The organism is Modestobacter sp. VKM Ac-2979, from assembly GCF_026967995.1.
Classification (GTDB): Bacteria; Actinomycetota; Actinomycetes; order Mycobacteriales; family Geodermatophilaceae; genus Modestobacter.
The window spans coordinates 362758-379636 of record NZ_JAPVBO010000001.1 but is presented as its reverse complement, the minus strand read 5'-3'; the positions used below and the strand labels follow the sequence as shown (position 1 = coordinate 379636).

Below are 16879 nucleotides of genomic sequence, written 5' to 3'. Positions count from 1 at the left end.
GAGACGGGATCATGGCCGCGTGCACAGCGTGCTGCGGCCGGCGACCAGCAGGACGACGTGGACGCGCGTCCTGCACCTGGCGATCGGGCTCTGGGTCGCGGCCGCCTGCGCGATGGTCTGGCCGGGCCTGGAGGACACCTCGCCCGCCACGCTGGCCGGGCTCGCGCTGGCCCCGCTGCCGCTGCTGGTGCTGCTGGCCGCCGTCCCGGTGGTGCGGCGCAGCGAGGGCGTCCAGGCGCGCGCCCTGGTGCTGCCCGGCGACGACGACGTCACGGTCGAGCCCTCGCGCAGCTGGTCGGACCGGGCCCGGCTGCTGGCCTGGCTGGTCGTGCGGGTCGAGCTCGGCGTGCTGGCCGGTCAGCTGACGGCGGTCACCGTGGCCGCCGGCTGGTCCCTGCTGGGTCTCCCGTCGGCACGGTGGCCCGCGGCGAGCGTCCCGGGCTGGGCCGGACTGCCGCTCGCGCTGCTGCTGGTGGTCGCGCTGGTGTACGCCCTGGCCGCCCTCGGCGGGCTGCTCGCGGCGGCCGCCCGGCACCTGCTCCACCCCTCGGCGGCCGAGCGGCTGGCCGCGCAACGGGCCCGCACCGAACGGCTGCTGGAGCGCACCCGGCTGGCCGCCGAGCTGCACGACTCGATCGGGCACGCCCTGACGGTCACGCTGCTCCAGGCCGGCGCCGCGCGGGAGGTCGCCAGCCGGGACCCGGCCTTCGTCGACGGCGCGCTCCGCGCCATCGAGGACTGCGCCCGGCAGGCCACCGACGACCTGGAACGGGTGCTCGGCCTGCTGCGCGACACCACTCGCCCGCCGGTCGCGACGCCCACGCTGGCCGACCTCGACCGGCTGGTGCGCTCCGCCGAGGCCGCTGGGGCGCAGGTCGAGCTGCACGTCACCGGCGAGGTGGCCGACCTGCCGGGTCAGCTGTCGGAGGAGGGGTACCGGATCGTGCAGGAGGCGCTCACCAACGCGCTGCGGCACGCTGGCCCGGTGCCGGTCCGGCTGCAGGTCGAGATGCACGGCGGAGGACTGGTCGTCGACGTCCGCAACCCGATCCCGGCGGCGCTGCCCGCGACGGCCGGCACCGGCAGCGGGGTGCCCGGCCTGCAGCACCGGGCCGCGGCGCTCGGCGGCACCGTGGAGGCCGGTCGGGTCGACGGCGGGTGGCGGGTCGCCGTCCGGCTGCCGGTGCCCGGATGACCGTTCGCGTGCTGCTGGTCGACGACGAGGAGCTGGTGCGCAGCGGGTTGCGCACCATCCTCGAGGCGCAGGCGGACATCGAGGTGGTCGGCGAGGTCGCGGACGGGGCGGTGGTCGTGCCGGCGGTGGCGCGGTCGTGCCCGGACGTCGTCGTCCTGGACATCCGGATGCCGCTGGTCGACGGCATCGAGGCGACCCGCACGCTGCGCCGCCGCCACCCCACCGCCCCGCGCGTCCTGGTGCTGACCACCTTCGCCGACGACGAGAACGTGTACGCCGCCCTGCACGCCGGCGCCGACGGGTTCCTCCCCAAGCGCGCGCGCCCGGCCGAGATCGTGGACGCCGTGCGGGTCGTCGCCCGGGGCGAGAGCCTGCTGTTCCCGGCCGCGATCCGCTCCCTCGCCGTGCGGCACGCGGGCGGGGGCACGGCCCGAGGTGCGGCGCGGGTGGCGTTGACCGATCGAGAGGCGGACGTGCTGCGGCTGATGGCGCACGGGCTGAGCAACGGTGAGATCGCCACCGAGCTGTTCCTCGGCCTGCAGACCGTCAAGACCCACGTCAGCAGCCTGCTGCGCAAGCTCGGCGCCCGGGACCGCACGCAGGCCGTGATCGCTGCCTACGAGTCCGGGCTGGTGCCGCTGCGCTGAGGGCCCCGGCTGCGGGACGGCGCAGCCGGGTCCTCGTTCACCCGCAGACGGCGGCGTCCACGGCGTCCTCGACGTGCACGATCTGCTCCACCGCGGTCGGCAGCGCGGTGACCGCGACCATGACGCCGCGCCCGTCCTCCGTCACCGCACCGCGGGTCTCGTAGCCGGGGATGTCGCCGCCGTGGGTCCAGGCGGTGACGCCACAGCTGAGCGAGAGGCTCTGCAGCCCCAGGCCGTAGGGCTCGTCGCCGCTGGCGGTCGACTCCGGCGCCGGCACGGTGGTCTGCATCTCGGCCAGCAGCTCGGGGGCGAGCAGCTCGCCGTCGACCAGGGCGGTGAAGAACTCCAGCAGGTCGCCAGGGCTGGAGACCATCTGGCCGGCCGCCCAGCCGAAGGAGGGGTCCTGCACCGTGACATCGGTGTACTCGGCGTCGGGTGCGGGTGCGTAGTAGCCGCTGGGGTGCTCGTCGCGGATCACCTGCTCGCCCTCGAGCGGCCAGTAGGTGTCGTCCAGGTCGAGCGGCTCGATGACCCGGGTGGTGATCTGCTCGCCGATCGGCCGGCCGGTGACCTCCTGGACGAGCAGGCCGGCCAGCACGTAGTTGGTGTTGCTGTACTCCCAGCCGGTGTCGGGGGCGAAGGAGGCCGGCCGGGCCAGCGCGATGTCCAGCAGCTGGTGGGGCTCGACGTAGCGGTGCTGCACAGCGAGGTAGTCGGCCACCACGACGTCGTCGTAGTCGGGGAGGCCGCTGGTGTGCTGCAGCAGTTGGCGCACCGTGATGGCGTTGCCGTCGCCGCCCGGTCCGCGGACCAGCCCGGGCAGGTAGGTCTCGATCGGGGCGTCCAGGTCGACCAGGCCCTCGCCGACCAGCTGGAGGACGACGGTGGCGACGAAGGTCTTGGTGTTGCTGGCGATCCGCACCTGGCCGTCGACCGGCACCGGCTCGCCGGTGGTCAGGTCGCCGACCCCGGCGGTGAGGTGGCGCACCCGGCCGTCCGCGCCGCGGACTGCGGCGAGCGCGCCCGGGAAGCCGTCGTCGGCGACGAGCTGGTCGAGCTCGTCCTGGAAGGCGTGCGCCGGCCGTGCGCCGCCGGCCTCCGCGACGTCGGGGGTCAGCAGGCCGGTGGCGCCGGCGGCGGTCACCGTGGCGGCGGCGACCAGCAGCGTGGCCCAGGTGCGGCGGGAGCGGTTCGGGTGGGTGGCTGAGGACACGAGAACTCCTGGAGGCGGGCCGATCGTGCGGACCTCCCGAGCCTGTCCGGGGAGGCCGCTCCGATCGATCCCGCCCAGGGGTCACCCGAGGTGGCGCAGGCTGCACCCGGGCGTGGGTCCCGGCGTCAGCCCTCGATCGAGGCGCAGGCAGACCATGCGGCGCCCTCGGCCAGGACCTCGTCGTCCAGCGGCAGCACGATGAGCGAGGTGCCGTCCTCGTCGGCCAGCAGGTCCAGGTCGAACTCCCCGGCCAGGGTGTCCAGTTGGCCGATCTCCTGCTCGGTCACCGGCAGCGCCGGGAGGTCGGCCACCGGGGCGCTGTCGACCGCGCCCTCGGTGCAGCCGCCCTCGCTGACCAGGAGCATGTCGTGGTCGCCCGGGGTCAGCCCGCTGGCCTCCACCTCGATCTCCGTGCCGGTGTCGGTGCTGGTGAAGGTGGCGGTGCCCAGCACGCTGCCCTCGGGGTCGACCAGCTCGCCGGTCAGGTCGACCAGCACCTCGGGGGTCGCGGTCACCGCCCCGTCGTCCAGCGCCTCGAAGGAGCCCCCGACGCCGTCCTCGTCGTCCCCGCAGGCGGTGAGCACGAGGGCGGTGGCAGCAGTGGCGGCGAAGAGCATCGTCCGCTTCACAGGGGGCTCCTTCAGGTCGAGGGCGTGGTCCGTGGAGGGACTGCCCGTTCACCGCGTCCCACTCCCGTCGGCCACGGAGTCGATGCCGAGCCGTGACCTGTGCCAGCGGGTAGGAACGACACATGGAGTTCCGACACCTGGGCCGCAGCGGCCTGAAGATCAGCGAGATCACCTACGGCAACTGGATCACCCACGGCGGGCAGGTGGAGGCCGATGCGGCGAACGCCTGCGTCCGCGCCGCCCTCGACGCCGGCATCACCACCTTCGACACCGCCGACGTGTACGCCGGCGGCCGCGCCGAGGAGGTGCTGGGCAAGGCGCTGGCCGGTGAGCGGCGCAGCGGGATCGAGCTGTTCAGCAAGGTCTACTGGCCGACCGGGCCCGGCCGGAACGACCGCGGCCTGTCCCGCAAGCACGTGCTCGAGTCGATCGACGCCTCGCTGAGCCGCCTCGGCACCGACTACCTCGACCTCTACCAGGCCCACCGCTACGACCACGAGACGCCGCTGGAGGAGACGATGTCGGCCTTCGCCGACGTCGTGCGCAGCGGCAAGGCGCTCTACATCGGCGTCTCGGAGTGGCGGGCCGAGGAGATCCGGGCGGGCAAGGCCCTCGCCGACGAGCTGGGGATCCCGCTGGTCTCCAACCAGCCGCAGTACTCGGCGCTCCACCGGGTGCCCGAGGCCGAGGTCATCCCGACCTCCCGCGAGCTGGGCATCAGCCAGATCGTCTTCTCCCCGATCGCCCAGGGCGTGCTCACCGGCAAGTACCTGCCGGGCCAGCCCGTCCCGGAGGGGTCACGGGCGACCGACGAGAAGGGCGGCGGGGCGAACATGATCGCCCGCTGGCTGAAGGACGACGTGCTGGAGCGGGTGCAGGAGCTCAAGCCCATCGCCGACGACCTGGGGCTGACGATGGCCACGCTGGCGGTGGCCTGGGTGCTGCAGGAGGAGAACGTGGCAGCGGCGATCATCGGCGCCAGCCGCCCGGAGCAGGTGACCGACAACGTCAAGGCCTCCGGGGTCCGGCTCGACGACGACGTCAAGCGGCGGATCGACGAGGTGCTCGCCCCGGTGGCGCTGACCGACCCGGCGCTGACCAAGAGCCCGGACCCTCGGCCCTGACACCCGGCCGGGCGGGCTCCACTCCGGAGCCCGCCCGGTGGGGTCAGGACGGCCGCTGCTGCGGCTGCGGGGTGGTGGCCGGGCCGCGGCTGTGCGGCGGGCGGTGCCCGGCGAGGTGCCCGGCGTGCGGGGTGGGCGAGGCGTGCTGGGCCGCCCGATGGGCGTCCCGGTGGGCGGGGGTGATCCGCGGCAGCTCGCTGGTCAGCCAGCGGACCGGACGCCGCTGCGCCGGACGCCGGGCGGCCAGGAAGTCCAGCGCGATGGCCGCCGTCCACGACTGGTCGCGGCTGCCGAGCGTCTCGCCGGTCACCGGCTGGTAGTACTCGGCGAAGTCGCAGTCGATCAGCTGGGACAGCCCGGCCAGCCGCAGCTGGTTGGCCGCCTCGGTCTCACCGGAGCGGTTGAGCGCCCAGGCCATCAGCCAGTTCAGCACCGGCCACTGCGGCCCGCGCCAGTAGGTCTGCTCCCGGAACGCCGGGGACGCGGGGGAGACCGACGGCATGACCGGCCAGCGCAGCCGGGAGTGCCCGCACCACCGCGGCCCGAGCAGCAGGTCGCGCTGCCGGCGGGTGAGCGCCTCGTCGCCGCCGCACACCAGCGGGGCGAACCCCGCGGCGCTCTCCACGTCCAGCCACTGGCCGGTGCGCAGGTCCAGGTCGCGGGCCAGCCCGGTCTGCGGGTCGACCGAGCGGAGCACCCCGGTGCGGAACCGGCGGGCGATCGCCCGGGACTGCTCCACGCCCCCGGCCGTGCCGCCGCCGATCCCGAGCTCCTCGCCCATGTCGGCGAGCAGGTCACTGGCGGCGGCCAGCAGCGCCGACACCAGCACGTCGCCCACCACGAAGTCGCCGGTCGCCCGGTAGGCGGTGTCGTCGTACCGGGAGCGGACCTTCTGCTCCAGCAGCCACAGGTAGCGGGCGTACTCGGCGTCGGTCGGCCGCTGCGACGGGTCGGAGACGTGCGCGAGGTCGGCGCGGACGAACGGCGGCATGTCCGGCTGGGGGTGCACGTTCGCGTACGGGGAGTCCCAGCGCGGGGAGTCGTCCATCCCCGACTCCCAGCCGTGGTGGATCTCCACCAGCCCGTAGGAGTACGGGTCGCGGGCGGTGGCCAGGTACTGGTGCCAGGCCAGCCACTGGTCGAAGGTCTCCCGGACGAACTCCTCGGCGAGCTCCTGGTCCGCCCCGCCCCTCCGGCGGGCGTCGTGCAGGATCCGGGACAGCGCGATCACGTGGATCGGCGGCTGGCAGATGCCGGAGGTCAGCACCCCGGCCGGGCGGGCGGCGGCCACCTGGGTGCGCCAGCGCTCCGGACCGGGGAAGTAGTCGCTGGGCTCGTGGAACAGGATGTGCGGGATCATCCCGGTCGCCCACTGCCCGGACAGCAGGCTGCGCAGCTCGCCGAGCGCCCGCGGCACCGAGACCGTCGCGATGCCCAGCGCCACGAAGCCGGCGTCCCAGCTCCACATGTGCGGGTACAGGGTGGGGGAGGCGACGGTGAAGGCGCCGCGGTCGTTGGCCCGCAGGACGTAGCCGGCGCGGCCGGACATCAGCCCGATCTCCACCGCGCTCGGTTGGGACACGGTCATCTGCAGTCCGTTCCTCTCGCCGGCGCCCTCTCGCGGTGCCCGGCCATCCTCACCCGGGACGCTGGAGGACGACGGACCGTCAGGCACATTTCACGCGAACGTCACGCCGTGGTCGTTGACCGCCACGCCAGCAGTCTCATCCGGCCGCGGTGGGCTCGCGCGGGCGGGTCGGCCGGCCGCCCCACCAGGGTGCCTGGGCCAGCAGGTACAGCAGCACCCCGACCAGGAGCAGCAGCCCGGCCCGCAGCCAGGTGACGGCCTCCTGCTGGGACAGCAGCAGCAGGCACGAGCCGATGGCGAGCACCGGCAGGACGACGGGTGCGGTGAAGTGCTCGGCGGCCACCCGGTCGCGACGAAGCACGAGCACCGCGACGTTCGTGCTCAGGAAGACCAGCAACAGCAACAGGACGACGATGTTCGCCAGTGCGCCCAGGTCGCCCACCAGGGTCAGCGACATCGCCACCGCGGTGGTGACCACGATCGCCACCCACGGGGTGCGCCGGACCGGGAGCACCCGGCCCAGCACCGCGGGCACGAGCCGCTGCTCGGCCAGCCCGAACGCCATCCGGCTGGCCATGATCATGGTGAGCAGGGCGCCGTTGGCGACGGCGATCAGCGCGATGGCGCTGAACAGCTGGTCGGGCACCGCCACCCCGCTGGCCTGCACCACGGCCAGCAGCGGGCCGGTCGAGGCGGCCAGCTCGTCGGCGGGAAGCACGATCGAGGCGACCAGTCCGACGAGCAAGTAGACGACCCCGGCGGTGAGCAGGGCACCGAACAGCGCCCGCGGGTAGACCCGCCGCACGTCGCGCACCTCCTCGGCGACGTTGGCCGAGACCTCGAAACCGACGAAGGAGTAGTAGGCCAGGATCGCCGCGGCCAGCACCGCCGTGCCGGGCGCGACCCCGTCGGGGAACTGCACCACCCGGCCCGGGTCGCCGTCTCCGCGGCCGAGCACGATGGCACCCAGCACGACGACCAGCAGGAGCCCGGACACCTCGACCACGGTCATCACCACGTTGGCCCGCACCGACTCCTGGATGCCGCGGGCGTTGAGCAACGCCACCAGCAGCAGGAACGCCAGTGCGGCCGGCACCGCCGGGACGTCGAGGAAGACGCCGAGGTAGTCACCGGCGAAGGCCAGGGACAGGCCCGCGGCGCTGGTGACGCCGGCGGCGAGCATGCAGTAGCCGACCAGGAACGACAGCAGCGGCTTGCCGAAGGCCCGCTCGGCGAAGACGGCCGAGCCGCCGGCCCGGGGGTACTTGGTGACCAGTTCGGCGTAGGAGGCGGCGGTGAGCAGCGCCAGCAGCAGGGCGAGCAGCATCGGCACCCAGATCGCGCCGCCGGCCTCGCCGGCGATCTCCCCGACCAGTGCGTAGATCCCGGCGCCGAGGACGTCGCCGAGGATGAACAGGTAGAGCAACCGGCCGCTGATCGCTCGGCGCAGCGCGGTGCCGTCGTTGCCGGCCGCGTCGGTCTGCTGATCTTGGTGCTGGGTCACCGGCCGAGTCTGGGTGGGTGCCCGGGCAGCGGCAACCCGAGTCCCGGCCCTTCCGGGTGAGCCGCACCGGCCGGTGTCTGCCGGTCCCGGCGCGGACCGGGCAGGCTCGAGACGGTTGCACGGCGAGACGAGATGAAGCGGCGGTCCGGCGAGGTGGCGCAGGTGTCGACAGGGGTGAGCGAGGCGGCGCCCGTGCACCCGACCGGCGTCCCGGCAGGTGGCTGGCGGGCGGCCCTGGACGCCGTCCTGGCCGATCCCGCCCAGCCCCGGTTGGTCTTCCAGCCGATCGTCGACCTGCGTCGCGGCGTGGTCGCCGGGTACGAGGCGCTCTCCCGGTTCGACGGTCCGGCCGGCTGTGGCCCCGACCGGTGGTTCGCCATGGCCGACAAGCTCGGGGTCGGTGCCCGGCTGGAGGCCAGGGTCGTCGCCGCCGCGCTCCGCGCCCGGGCCGACCTGCCCCCGCACCGCTTCCTCAGCGTCAACGTCAGCCCGCACCTGCTCACCGAGCCCGAGCTCGCCGACCTGCTGCTGTCTGCCCACGACCTCTCCGGCCTGGTGCTCGAGCTCACCGAGCACGTGCCGGTGGAGGACACCGGCCCGCTCGTCGAGCTGCTCGACCGGCTGCGGGCGGTCGGCGCGGCGATCGCCCTGGACGACGCCGGCTCGGGCTACTCGGGTCTCCAGCAGCTCGCGCTGCTGCGTCCGGACTTCGTCAAGCTCGACCGCGCGCTGGTCGACCACGCCGACCGGGACGAGGCCAAGCTGGCCCTCGCCGAGCTGCTGGGCACCTACGCCGGCCGGCTGGACGCCTGGCTGCTGGTCGAGGGGATCGAGCGGCCCGAGGAGCTGGAGGCGTTCGTCCGGCTCGGGGTGCCGCTGGCCCAGGGGTACCTGCTGGCCAGACCCGGCCCGGGCTGGCCCGAGCTCGACCCCGGCGTCGCCGACCGGCTGCGGGTGCTGGCCAGCCGGGCCGCCCTCGTCGACCAGGTGGCCCCGCTGCCGGAGGTCGCGCCGTCCGTGCGCTCGGCGGACCCCGCCGGTGACCCGGCCGCGCTGACCGCGGCGGAGGCGCTGCTGGCCGCCGACCCCGGGCTGGACGTCGTGGTGGCCGTCGACGACCTGGCCTGCCCGGTGTACCTGGTCCGCGCCGGGTTGCGGCACGGCGACCCGGGCCTGCAGATCGTGCCGATCAGCCTGCGGGTCCGCCCGTCGGCCCCGTTGGCAGAGGTCGCGACCCGGGCCATGACCCGGGTGGCCGCCCGACGGTTCGACCCCGTGCTGTGCGTCGACGAGGTCGGCCGGTTGCTGGGGCTCGTGCGACCCGAACGGATGACCCTCCGGCTGGCCGAGCTGCACCGCGGCCCGGCCCCGGCCGATGTCCCGGACGAGCCCGCCCGCTGCCCGGCCGACACCGCTGGGCGCCTGATCTCCGGAGGACCCCGGTGAAGGAGTTCGACTGTGCCGACGTCGTCCCCGGCTGCGGAGCCAGCTTCCGCGCCCCGACGTCCGACGAGCTGGTCGCGCACGGCCGGCTGCACGCCGAGCACGCGCACGGTAAGACCGAGCCGGACATGCCGGCGGTGGACGTCGTCGTCCGCGCGGCGATCCGCGACGTCCGCTGAGGCGGTCGGCCGCGGTCAGCCCTTCTCGGCCGCGGCCCGGTGGGCCTTGACGACCACGAGCACGTCCTCGCTCTGCAGGGTGCCGATCAGCGGGTCGTCGAAGCGCAGGGTGCGCCCGCCGCGGGCCACCGAGAGGACGACGTCCCGAAGCTGACGCGGCGCCAGGCCGACCTCGGACTGGGTGACCGTGCGCTGGGCCAGGTCCAGCCCTCGCCCGCTGGTCAGCAGGTCCTCGACGACCGCGACCACGCCGGGCTGGTCGGTCGAGAGACCGAGCAGCCGCCCGGAGGTGGCCGAGGAGGTGATCACCGAGTCGGCGCCGGACTGGCGGAGCAGGCTGGCGTTCTCCTCCTCGCGGACGCTCGCGGTGATCGGCACCGTCGGGTTGAGCTGCCGCACGGTCAGGGTGATCAGCACGGCGGCGTCGTCGCGGTCGGCCGCGACGATGACCGCCCGGGCCTTCTCCACCGACGTGCGGCGCAGCACCTCCATCCGCCCGGCGTCACCGAGCACGCCGGTGAACCCGGAGGCGGTGGCCTCGTCGATGGCCTGGGGTGAGGGGTCGACGACGAGGATGTGCTCGGCGTCGGTGCCCGTGCTGAGCAGGGCGCGGATGGCGCTGCGCCCCTTGGTGCCGTAACCGCACACGATGACGTGCTGGCGCAAGCGAGACCTCCAGCGTCGGATCTGGAACTCCTCCCGGGAACGCGCGGTGAGCGCCTCCAGGGTGGTGCCGATCAGGATGAGCAGGAACGTGATGCGCAGTGGGGTGATCACCAGGATGTTGACCAGCCGGGCCCCTGGAGTCACCGGGACGATGTCGCCGTACCCGGTGGTGGAGAGCGTGACGGTGGCGTAGTAGGTGGCGTCCAGCACGCTGATCTCGCCGCCCTGGTTGTCCGCGTAGCTGTCCCGGTGCAGGTAGACGATCAGCACGGTGGCGGTCAGCACGACGGCGGCGATCAGCACCCGGCGCCAGACCTGCCGGGCCGGGGACTCCTCGGTGTGCGGCAGGTGGACGCCGCTGTGGTCCTGGTTCACGATGCCCCGTTCACCGGACCGGCTGCTCGCACGTCACCGGCGGGACGATAGCCGCCGTCGCTGGGTGTTGCGGGGTGGCCGGGCGCTCAACCGGGGGTGTCGGCCGCTCCGGGGTTCGGCTGCGGCCCACCGTCCCGGCCCACTCCGGGTGGCGGCTGGACGGCGGTGAGCACCCGCTCCAGGAGGCCGTGCAGCGTCGCGGCCTCCTGCTCGGTCAGCCCCAGGACGGCGGGGCGGCCCAGCTCGGCCAGCACCGGGCCGGCGGCCAGCAGCGCCCGGTGCCCGGCCTCGGTGAGGTGCACCTCGGACTTCTGCCCGCGGCGGACGGGACCGGGCCGCTCGACCCAGCCGGCGTCGACCAGCCCGTGCAGCAGGGTGCTCATGCTCTGCGGCGTCAGCTGGAGCCGGCGGGCCAGCTCCGCGGAGGTGAGCGTGCGGGCGCGGGCGAGGTGCACCAGCACCACGAAGGTGTGCGGCCGCAGCCCGACCGTGGCCAGCTGCCGGGAGAAGAGGGCGTTGACCGCGGCGCCGGCCCGGGCGAGGGCGTAGGCGGGGATGCCGGCCGGGTCGTCGGCGAGCCAGCGCGGCAGCTCCGTTCCCGGACCGACTCCGTCCACTGGCTCCTCCACGCAGGACACCGTAGGTTGCCGACAGAGCATCAGTCTCCTGATGGTCGGGGTTGAGGAGGAGAAGATGGGCGCACTGGCCGACTGGGTGCTCGGGCACCGCCGGATCGTGGTGCTCGCCTGGCTGGCGCTCGCGGTCGTGGGCGGCGTGCTCGCGCCGACCACGATCGACCGGCTGGGGTTCGACTTCTCCACGCCCGGCCAGCCGGCCTACGAGGCGAACCAGGCCATCACCGAGCAGTTCGGCAACGGCGGGGGCGTCGACCCGCTGGTGGTCACCGTCCCCCTGCCCGAGGGCAGCACCGTCGCCGAGAACCGGGACGAGCTCGCCGCCGTCGTCGACCGGCTGCGGCAGCCCGGCTGGCGGGTGGCCAGCCCGCTCGACGAGGGCGCGGCCGCCGACGTGCTCGCCGCCGAGGGCACCGCGGTCGCGCTGGTGTGGCCCCCGGCGGTCGAGGGCCCGGCGCCCTACGCGGCCGCGCTGCCCCAGCTGGAGGGGGCGCTGCAGGGGGTCACCGTGGCCGGGGCCGAGCCGGTCGTCACCGGCACCCCGGTGCTGGCCGAGGGCGGCGGTGAGGAGCGCCCGATCATCGTGGAGATCGCCCTCGGCGCCGGCGGGGCGATCGTCGTCCTGGCGCTGGTGTTCGGCTCGCTGCTGGCCCTGGTGCCGCTGCTGGTCGCCGCGGTGGCGATCACCACGACCTTCCTGCTGGTGCTCGTCCTGACCACGGTCACCGACGTCAGCTTCATCGTGCAGTACCTGGTCGGGCTGATCGGCCTGGGCGTGGCGATCGACTACTCGCTGCTGGTGGTCATGCGCTGGCGCGAGGAGCGCGCCGCGGGTGTCGACGACCTGGTCGCGGTGCGCACCGCGATGACCACCGCCGGGCGGGCGGTCGTGTTCAGCGGGGTCACCGTCGCCATCTCGCTGCTGTCCCTGGTGGTGCTGCCGCTGCCCTTCCTGCGCACGGTCGGCTTCGGCGGGCTGTTCATCCCGCTGGTCAGCGTGCTCGTCGCCCTCACCCTGCTGCCGGTCGTGCTGGCCTCGGTCGGGCCCCGGCTGGAGTGGCCGCGGCGCCGGCTGCACGGCACGGAGAGCCGCAGCTGGCACCGGATCGGGACGACGGTGGTGCGGCACCGCTGGGTCGCAGCAGCGCTGGCCACCGCGCTCCTGCTGCTGCTCGCCTCGCCCGTCCTGGGCATCAAGCTGGGCACCCCGCAGGTCTCGGCCATCGCCACCGGGTCGTCCCCGGCGGCGACCGCCTTCCAGCAGCTCACCGGCGACGGCCTGCCGGAGGGGCTGGCCCGGCCCGTGGAGGTGCTCACCGACGACCGCGCGGCGGCCGTCGAGCGGCTGTCCGAGGTCGCGGGCGTGGCCGGGGTGCTGGCGCCGGCGGGGGAGTCGTGGGAGCAGGGCGGGACGGGGCTGGTGGACGTCGTCCTCGCCGACGACCCGTCGTCCACGGCCGGCCGGGAGGCGCTCTCCGCCGTCCGGACGGCCGCCGACGAGCTCCCCGGCGCCCGGGTCGGGGGCACCGCGGCCGGCGACGCCGACTCGGTCGAGGCGATCTACGGCAACGCCTGGTGGGTGCTGCCGCTGGTCGTCGTCATCACCTTCGCGCTGCTCGCCCCGGCGCTGCGGTCGATCTGGCTGCCGGTCAAGGCGCTGCTGCTCAACGTCGTCTCGATCGCGGCCGCCTACGGGATGACCGTGTGGATCTGGCAGGAGGGGAACCTGACCGACCTGCTCTTCGGCGCCTCCGCGACCGGCACGCTCACCTTCTGGGTGCCGGTGGCCGCGTTCTCGTTCCTGTTCGGGCTGTCGATGGACTACGAGGTGTTCATCCTGTCCCGGATCCGCGAGGGCCGGGACGCGGGGATGAGCACCGACGAGGCGACCGTGCACGGCGTGGCGTACACCGGCCGGCTGGTCACCTCGGCGGCGCTGATCCTCTTCCTGGCCTTCATCGCGCTCTCCACGGTGCCGGTGGTCGACGTGAAGATCTTCGCGACCACGCTGGCGCTGGGCATCCTGCTCGACGCCACCGTCGTGCGCGGGGTGCTCACGCCTGCGCTGGTCGCGCTGTTCGGCGACGTCAACTGGTGGTGGCCGTTCCGGTCCCGGCGGCGGCCGGCTCATGCGAGCCCGCGGCACGCTCACGCGCAGTCAACTCGCGCTTGAGCACCTTGCCGGCCGGCGACACCGGCAGGGCGTCGACGAAGACGACGTCCCGCAGTCGCTTGTACGGCGTCACCTGCTCGTTGCCCACCGCCATCACGCCCTCCGGGGTCAGCGCCGCACCGGCGTCGTCGGCCCGGCGCACCACGTAGGCGACCGGCAGCTCGCCAGCCTCCGGATCGGGCCGGCCGACCACCGCGGCGGCCGCCACCCCGGCGGTGCCGAAGAGGATCTCCTCCAGCTCGCGCGGGAAGACGTTGTAGCCCTTGTAGAGCAGCATGTCCTTGGTGCGGTCGACGATCGCCAGGTACCCGTCGGCGTCGAGCACCCCGACGTCGCCGGTGTGGAACCAGCCGTCGGGGTCGATCGACTCCGCCGTCGCATCCGGGCGCCCGGCGTACCCACGCATCACCTGCGGGCCGCGGATGCACACCTCGCCGCGCTCCCCGGCCGGCAGCGGGTCGCCGCCGCCGAGCGGGCGGATGCTGATCTCGGTGTCCGGCAGCGGGACGCCGACCGTGCCGGCCTTGCGGATCCCCGAGGTGTGCGGCGGGTTGCCGGTCGCCATCATCGTCACCTCGGTCAGCCCGTAGCCCTCGGCGATCACCACCCCGGGCACCAGCGCCGCCATCCGCTCGATCAGCGGCACCGGCAGCGGCGCCGCACCGCTGGCGAAGTCGCGCACGCTGGACAGGTCGGCCTCGGCGATCCCGGGGACCTGCAGCAGCGCGACGAACACCGGCGGCGCCCCGCCGATGCTGGTCACCCGGTACCGGACGGCGTCGGCCAGGTAGTGCGCCGGGTCGAACCGGTCGTGGACCACCACGGTCGCACCGGTCAGCACCCGCCCGTTGAGGTAGCCGATCACCCCCATCGCGTGGAACCACGGCGTCAGGTTGATGATCGTGGCGGTGCCCAGCCGGGTGGGGTGCTCGGCCGGGCTGCCGAACTGGTCGAGGGTGACGTCGCCCTCGGCGTCCAGTGCCGGCACCGAGCCGGTGCTGAAGCAGGCCGACTGCAGCACGTTGGTGACCACGGCCCGGTGCGGCAGCTCCACGCCCTTGCTCACCCCGGTGGTGCCGCCGGTGTAGGCCAGGTGCGCCAGGTCGGTGACCGGGTCGAGGTCCGCGTCGCGGTGCGCGTCGGTCGGGTCGGCAGCCAGCAGGTCGCCGAGGGAGACGGCGCCGGGCAGGTCGGCGAGGTCGACGGCGGCGGACGGGTCGGCGATCTGCTGGGGGCCGGTGACCACCACGGTCTCCACCCCGGTGTCGGGCAGCGCCTGCCGGACGACGGGCAGCACCGGCTCCCAGGTGACCAGTGCCCGGGCGCCGGCGTCGGCCAGCTGGTGCGCCAGCCCGGCCGGCGGCAGCAGCGGGTTGGTGGGGGAGAAGGTCGCCCCGGCCAGCAGCACGCCGTAGTAGACGGCCGGGTACTGCAGGCAGTTCGGCAGGTGCACGGCCACCACGTCGCCCCGGCCGATGCCGCGGGCCGCGAGCCCGGCGGCCACCGCGTGCGCCCGGCGGCCCAGCTCGGTGAACGACAGCGCCACGTCGTGGTGGACGAAGGCCGTCCGGTCGCCCCACCGGCGCACCGCGGCCCGCAGCACCGAGCCGACCGGGAGGAGCGGGTACTCCAGCGAGCGGGGCAGCCCCGGGGGCCAGGGAGAACGCTCGGCAGACGGCTCGGTCGGTGTCGTGGTGGTGCCGTGGGCCTGCGTCGTCGTCATCCGTCGTCCTCCCGCGCAGCGTCGTTGCTGGGCCCTCAGGGTGGCTTACGTCACCCTCTGCGTCGAGACCGACCGCGTGCGTCAGGATGGCCTGATGAGCCCTCAGCGCACGGCCCTGGTCCTCGGTGGCGGCGGCATCACCGGCATCGCCTGGGAGATCGGGGTCGTCGCCGGGCTCGCCGAGGCCGGCGTCGACCTGACTACGGCCGATCTCGTCGTCGGCACCTCGGCCGGCTCGGTGGTCGGCGCCCTGCTCACCACCGGCGCCGACGTCGAGTCGTTGCACGCGCGACAGCAGGAGCCGATCGGTCCGAACGAGCGCGCCTCCCGGCTCGGTCGCGGCACGCTGGCCCGCTACGGGCTGGCCATGCTGCTGGCCCGTAGCGATGACGCGGCCTTCCGCCGCCGGATCGGGCAGCTGGCGCGCACCGCCGCCGACACCGGCCGGACGCCGTCGGAGGAGGAGCGCCGGACGGCGATCGAGGCCCGGCTGGCCGGGGCGCAGTGGCCCGACCGGCCGCTGGTGGTCACCGCCATCGACACGGCCGACGGCGAGTTCACCACCTTCACCCGGAAGTCCGGGGTCGACCTGGTCACCGCGGTGGGCGCCAGCTGCGCGGTCCCGGGCGTCTACCCGCCGGTGACCGTGGGCGACAAGCGGTACATGGACGGCGGGATGCGCTCCACGGCCAACGCCGACCTGGCCGCCGCCTACGACCGGATCGTGGTGATCGCGCCGCTGCCGCGCGGCACCGGCCCGATGGCCAGCGTCGACGCCCAGGTCACCGGCCTGGTCAGCCGGGTCGCCGTCGTCTCCCCGGACGCGGCGAGCCGGGCCGCCATCGGCAAGAACGTGCTCGACCCCGCCGCCCGCGCCCCCTCGGCCCGGGCCGGGCGCACCCAGGCGGCGAGCGTCGCCGCCCGGGTCGCCGACGTGTGGCAGGGCTGACCCACACCCTCCAGCCGGACCCGACGAGAGGACAGGCCATGACCGCACCAGTGCTCACCGAGGTGATCGACGGGGTCGGGGTGCTGACCCTGAACCGGCCGGCGGCGAAGAACGCCGTCGACCTGGCGACGACCGAGGCGCTGGCGGCCGCGATCGACGAGTTCGAGGCCCGCGACGACGTCGCCGTCCTGGTGCTGACCGGCGCCGGCGGGACCTTCTGCGCGGGCATGGACCTCAAGGCCTTCGCCCGCGGCGAGCGCCCCCGGATCGAGGGCCGCGGGTTCGCCGGGCTCACCGAGGCGCCGCCGGCCAAGCCGCTGATCGCCGCGGTCGAGGGCTGGGCGCTGGCCGGCGGCTGCGAGCTGGCGCTCTCCGCCGACCTGGTGGTGGCCGCCCGGGACGCCCGGTTCGGCATCCCGGAGGTCAAGCGCGGGCTGTTCGCCGCCGGCGGTGGGGTGCTCCGGCTGGCCAAGGCGCTGCCCTACCAGCGCGCGATGGAGATGGCGCTGACCGGTGACCCGCTGCCCGCCGAGGAGGCGCACCGGTTCGGGCTGGTCAACGTCCTCACCGAGCCCGGCGGTGCGCTGGCCGGGGCGCGGGAGCTGGCCGCGCGGATCGTGGTCAACGGCCCGCTGGGCGTCCGGGCCAGCAAGCAGCTGATCGCCGGGTCGGTCGGCTGGACCGACAAGGCCGCGCTCGAGGCCCAGCGGGAGCTGGCCGACCAGGTGTTCGGCTCGGCCGACGCACAGGAGGGCGCTCGCGCCTTCGCCGAGAAGCGCGCCCCGGTGTGGCGCGGGGAGTGAGTCCTCGGGCGCGGCGGTGACCCGCTGACGCGA

Annotated in this window: 15 protein-coding genes; 8 read left to right on the top strand and 7 right to left on the bottom strand. The window is 74.7% G+C overall.

From position 1 onward, the window contains the following. The first annotated feature begins 19 nt into the window (after positions 1-19). Both O2W15_RS01830 and O2W15_RS01825 read left to right on the top strand, forming a co-directional pair. The gene (locus O2W15_RS01830) at positions 20-1195 is read left to right on the top strand and encodes a sensor histidine kinase (protein ID WP_269178152.1); all 1176 of its coding nucleotides are present in this window, start codon (positions 20-22) and stop codon (positions 1193-1195) included. After that, a complete protein-coding gene (locus O2W15_RS01825; protein WP_269164797.1) occupies positions 1192-1842 on the top strand; it encodes a response regulator transcription factor in 651 nt (216 codons plus the stop codon). Before O2W15_RS01830 ends, O2W15_RS01825 begins: the two co-directional genes overlap by 4 nt. A 37-nt stretch (positions 1843-1879) precedes the next feature. Here O2W15_RS01825 and O2W15_RS01820 read toward each other — a convergent pair whose 3' ends face one another. Both O2W15_RS01820 and O2W15_RS01815 read right to left on the bottom strand, forming a co-directional pair. Further along, positions 1880-3055 carry a serine hydrolase domain-containing protein gene (locus O2W15_RS01820; RefSeq protein ID WP_269164796.1) on the bottom strand — a complete coding sequence of 392 codons (1176 nt, stop codon included), beginning with the start codon at positions 3053-3055 and terminating at the stop codon, positions 1880-1882. A 125-nt stretch (positions 3056-3180) separates the two neighbouring features. Beyond that, positions 3181-3684, bottom strand: a complete 504-nt coding sequence (locus O2W15_RS01815) for a hypothetical protein (protein ID WP_269178151.1) — start codon at positions 3682-3684, stop codon at positions 3181-3183. Positions 3685-3806: 122 nt separating this feature from the next. On the opposite strand from O2W15_RS01815, the gene O2W15_RS01810 reads away from it, so the two are divergent. Next, on the top strand, positions 3807-4808 hold the full coding sequence (locus tag O2W15_RS01810) for an aldo/keto reductase family protein (RefSeq protein WP_269178150.1): 1002 nt from the start codon (positions 3807-3809) through the stop codon (positions 4806-4808). 43 nt (positions 4809-4851) lie between these two features. Here O2W15_RS01810 and ggh read toward each other — a convergent pair whose 3' ends face one another. Together ggh and O2W15_RS01800 are read right to left on the bottom strand one after the other, a co-directional pair. Beyond that, a complete protein-coding gene (ggh, locus tag O2W15_RS01805; RefSeq protein ID WP_269164793.1) occupies positions 4852-6396 on the bottom strand; it encodes a glucosylglycerate hydrolase in 1545 nt (514 codons plus the stop codon). A 136-nt stretch (positions 6397-6532) separates the two neighbouring features. After that, complete coding sequence (locus tag O2W15_RS01800; protein ID WP_269178149.1) at positions 6533-7900, bottom strand: APC family permease; 1368 nt, start codon at positions 7898-7900, stop codon at positions 6533-6535. Positions 7901-8032: 132 nt separating this feature from the next. On the opposite strand from O2W15_RS01800, the gene O2W15_RS01795 reads away from it, so the two are divergent. After that, the gene (locus O2W15_RS01795; RefSeq protein ID WP_269178148.1) at positions 8033-9346 is read left to right on the top strand and encodes an EAL domain-containing protein; all 1314 of its coding nucleotides are present in this window, start codon (positions 8033-8035) and stop codon (positions 9344-9346) included. Then, positions 9343-9522, top strand: a complete 180-nt coding sequence (locus tag O2W15_RS01790) for a DUF1059 domain-containing protein (RefSeq protein WP_269178147.1) — start codon at positions 9343-9345, stop codon at positions 9520-9522. Before O2W15_RS01795 ends, O2W15_RS01790 begins: the two co-directional genes overlap by 4 nt. A 15-nt stretch (positions 9523-9537) precedes the next feature. Here the strand turns inward: O2W15_RS01790 and O2W15_RS01785 are convergent, their stop codons facing one another. Together O2W15_RS01785 and O2W15_RS01780 are read right to left on the bottom strand one after the other, a co-directional pair. Further along, the gene (locus O2W15_RS01785; protein WP_269164789.1) at positions 9538-10563 is read right to left on the bottom strand and encodes a potassium channel family protein; all 1026 of its coding nucleotides are present in this window, start codon (positions 10561-10563) and stop codon (positions 9538-9540) included. Positions 10564-10649: 86 nt separating this feature from the next. After that, positions 10650-11192 (bottom strand): MarR family winged helix-turn-helix transcriptional regulator, encoded by a 543-nt coding sequence (locus tag O2W15_RS01780; protein ID WP_269178146.1) that lies wholly within the window; start codon positions 11190-11192, stop codon positions 10650-10652. 40 nt (positions 11193-11232) lie between these two features. Here O2W15_RS01780 and O2W15_RS01775 point away from each other — a divergent pair, with 40 nt between their 5' ends. After that, the gene (locus O2W15_RS01775) at positions 11233-13371 is read left to right on the top strand and encodes an MMPL family transporter (protein WP_269178145.1); all 2139 of its coding nucleotides are present in this window, start codon (positions 11233-11235) and stop codon (positions 13369-13371) included. Here O2W15_RS01775 and O2W15_RS01770 read toward each other — a convergent pair. Continuing rightward, positions 13286-15094 carry an AMP-binding protein gene (locus tag O2W15_RS01770; protein WP_269178144.1) on the bottom strand — a complete coding sequence of 603 codons (1809 nt, stop codon included), beginning with the start codon at positions 15092-15094 and terminating at the stop codon, positions 13286-13288. The genes O2W15_RS01775 and O2W15_RS01770 overlap by 86 nt on opposite strands. A 94-nt stretch (positions 15095-15188) precedes the next feature. Between O2W15_RS01770 and O2W15_RS01765 the strand changes: the two genes are divergently transcribed. Further along, a complete protein-coding gene (locus O2W15_RS01765; RefSeq protein WP_269178143.1) occupies positions 15189-16043 on the top strand; it encodes a patatin-like phospholipase family protein in 855 nt (284 codons plus the stop codon). A gap of 38 nt (positions 16044-16081) precedes the next feature. Further along, entirely contained in the window at positions 16082-16846 is a 765-nt protein-coding gene (locus tag O2W15_RS01760; protein WP_269178142.1) for a crotonase/enoyl-CoA hydratase family protein, read from the top strand. Positions 16847-16879 lie beyond the last annotated feature (33 nt).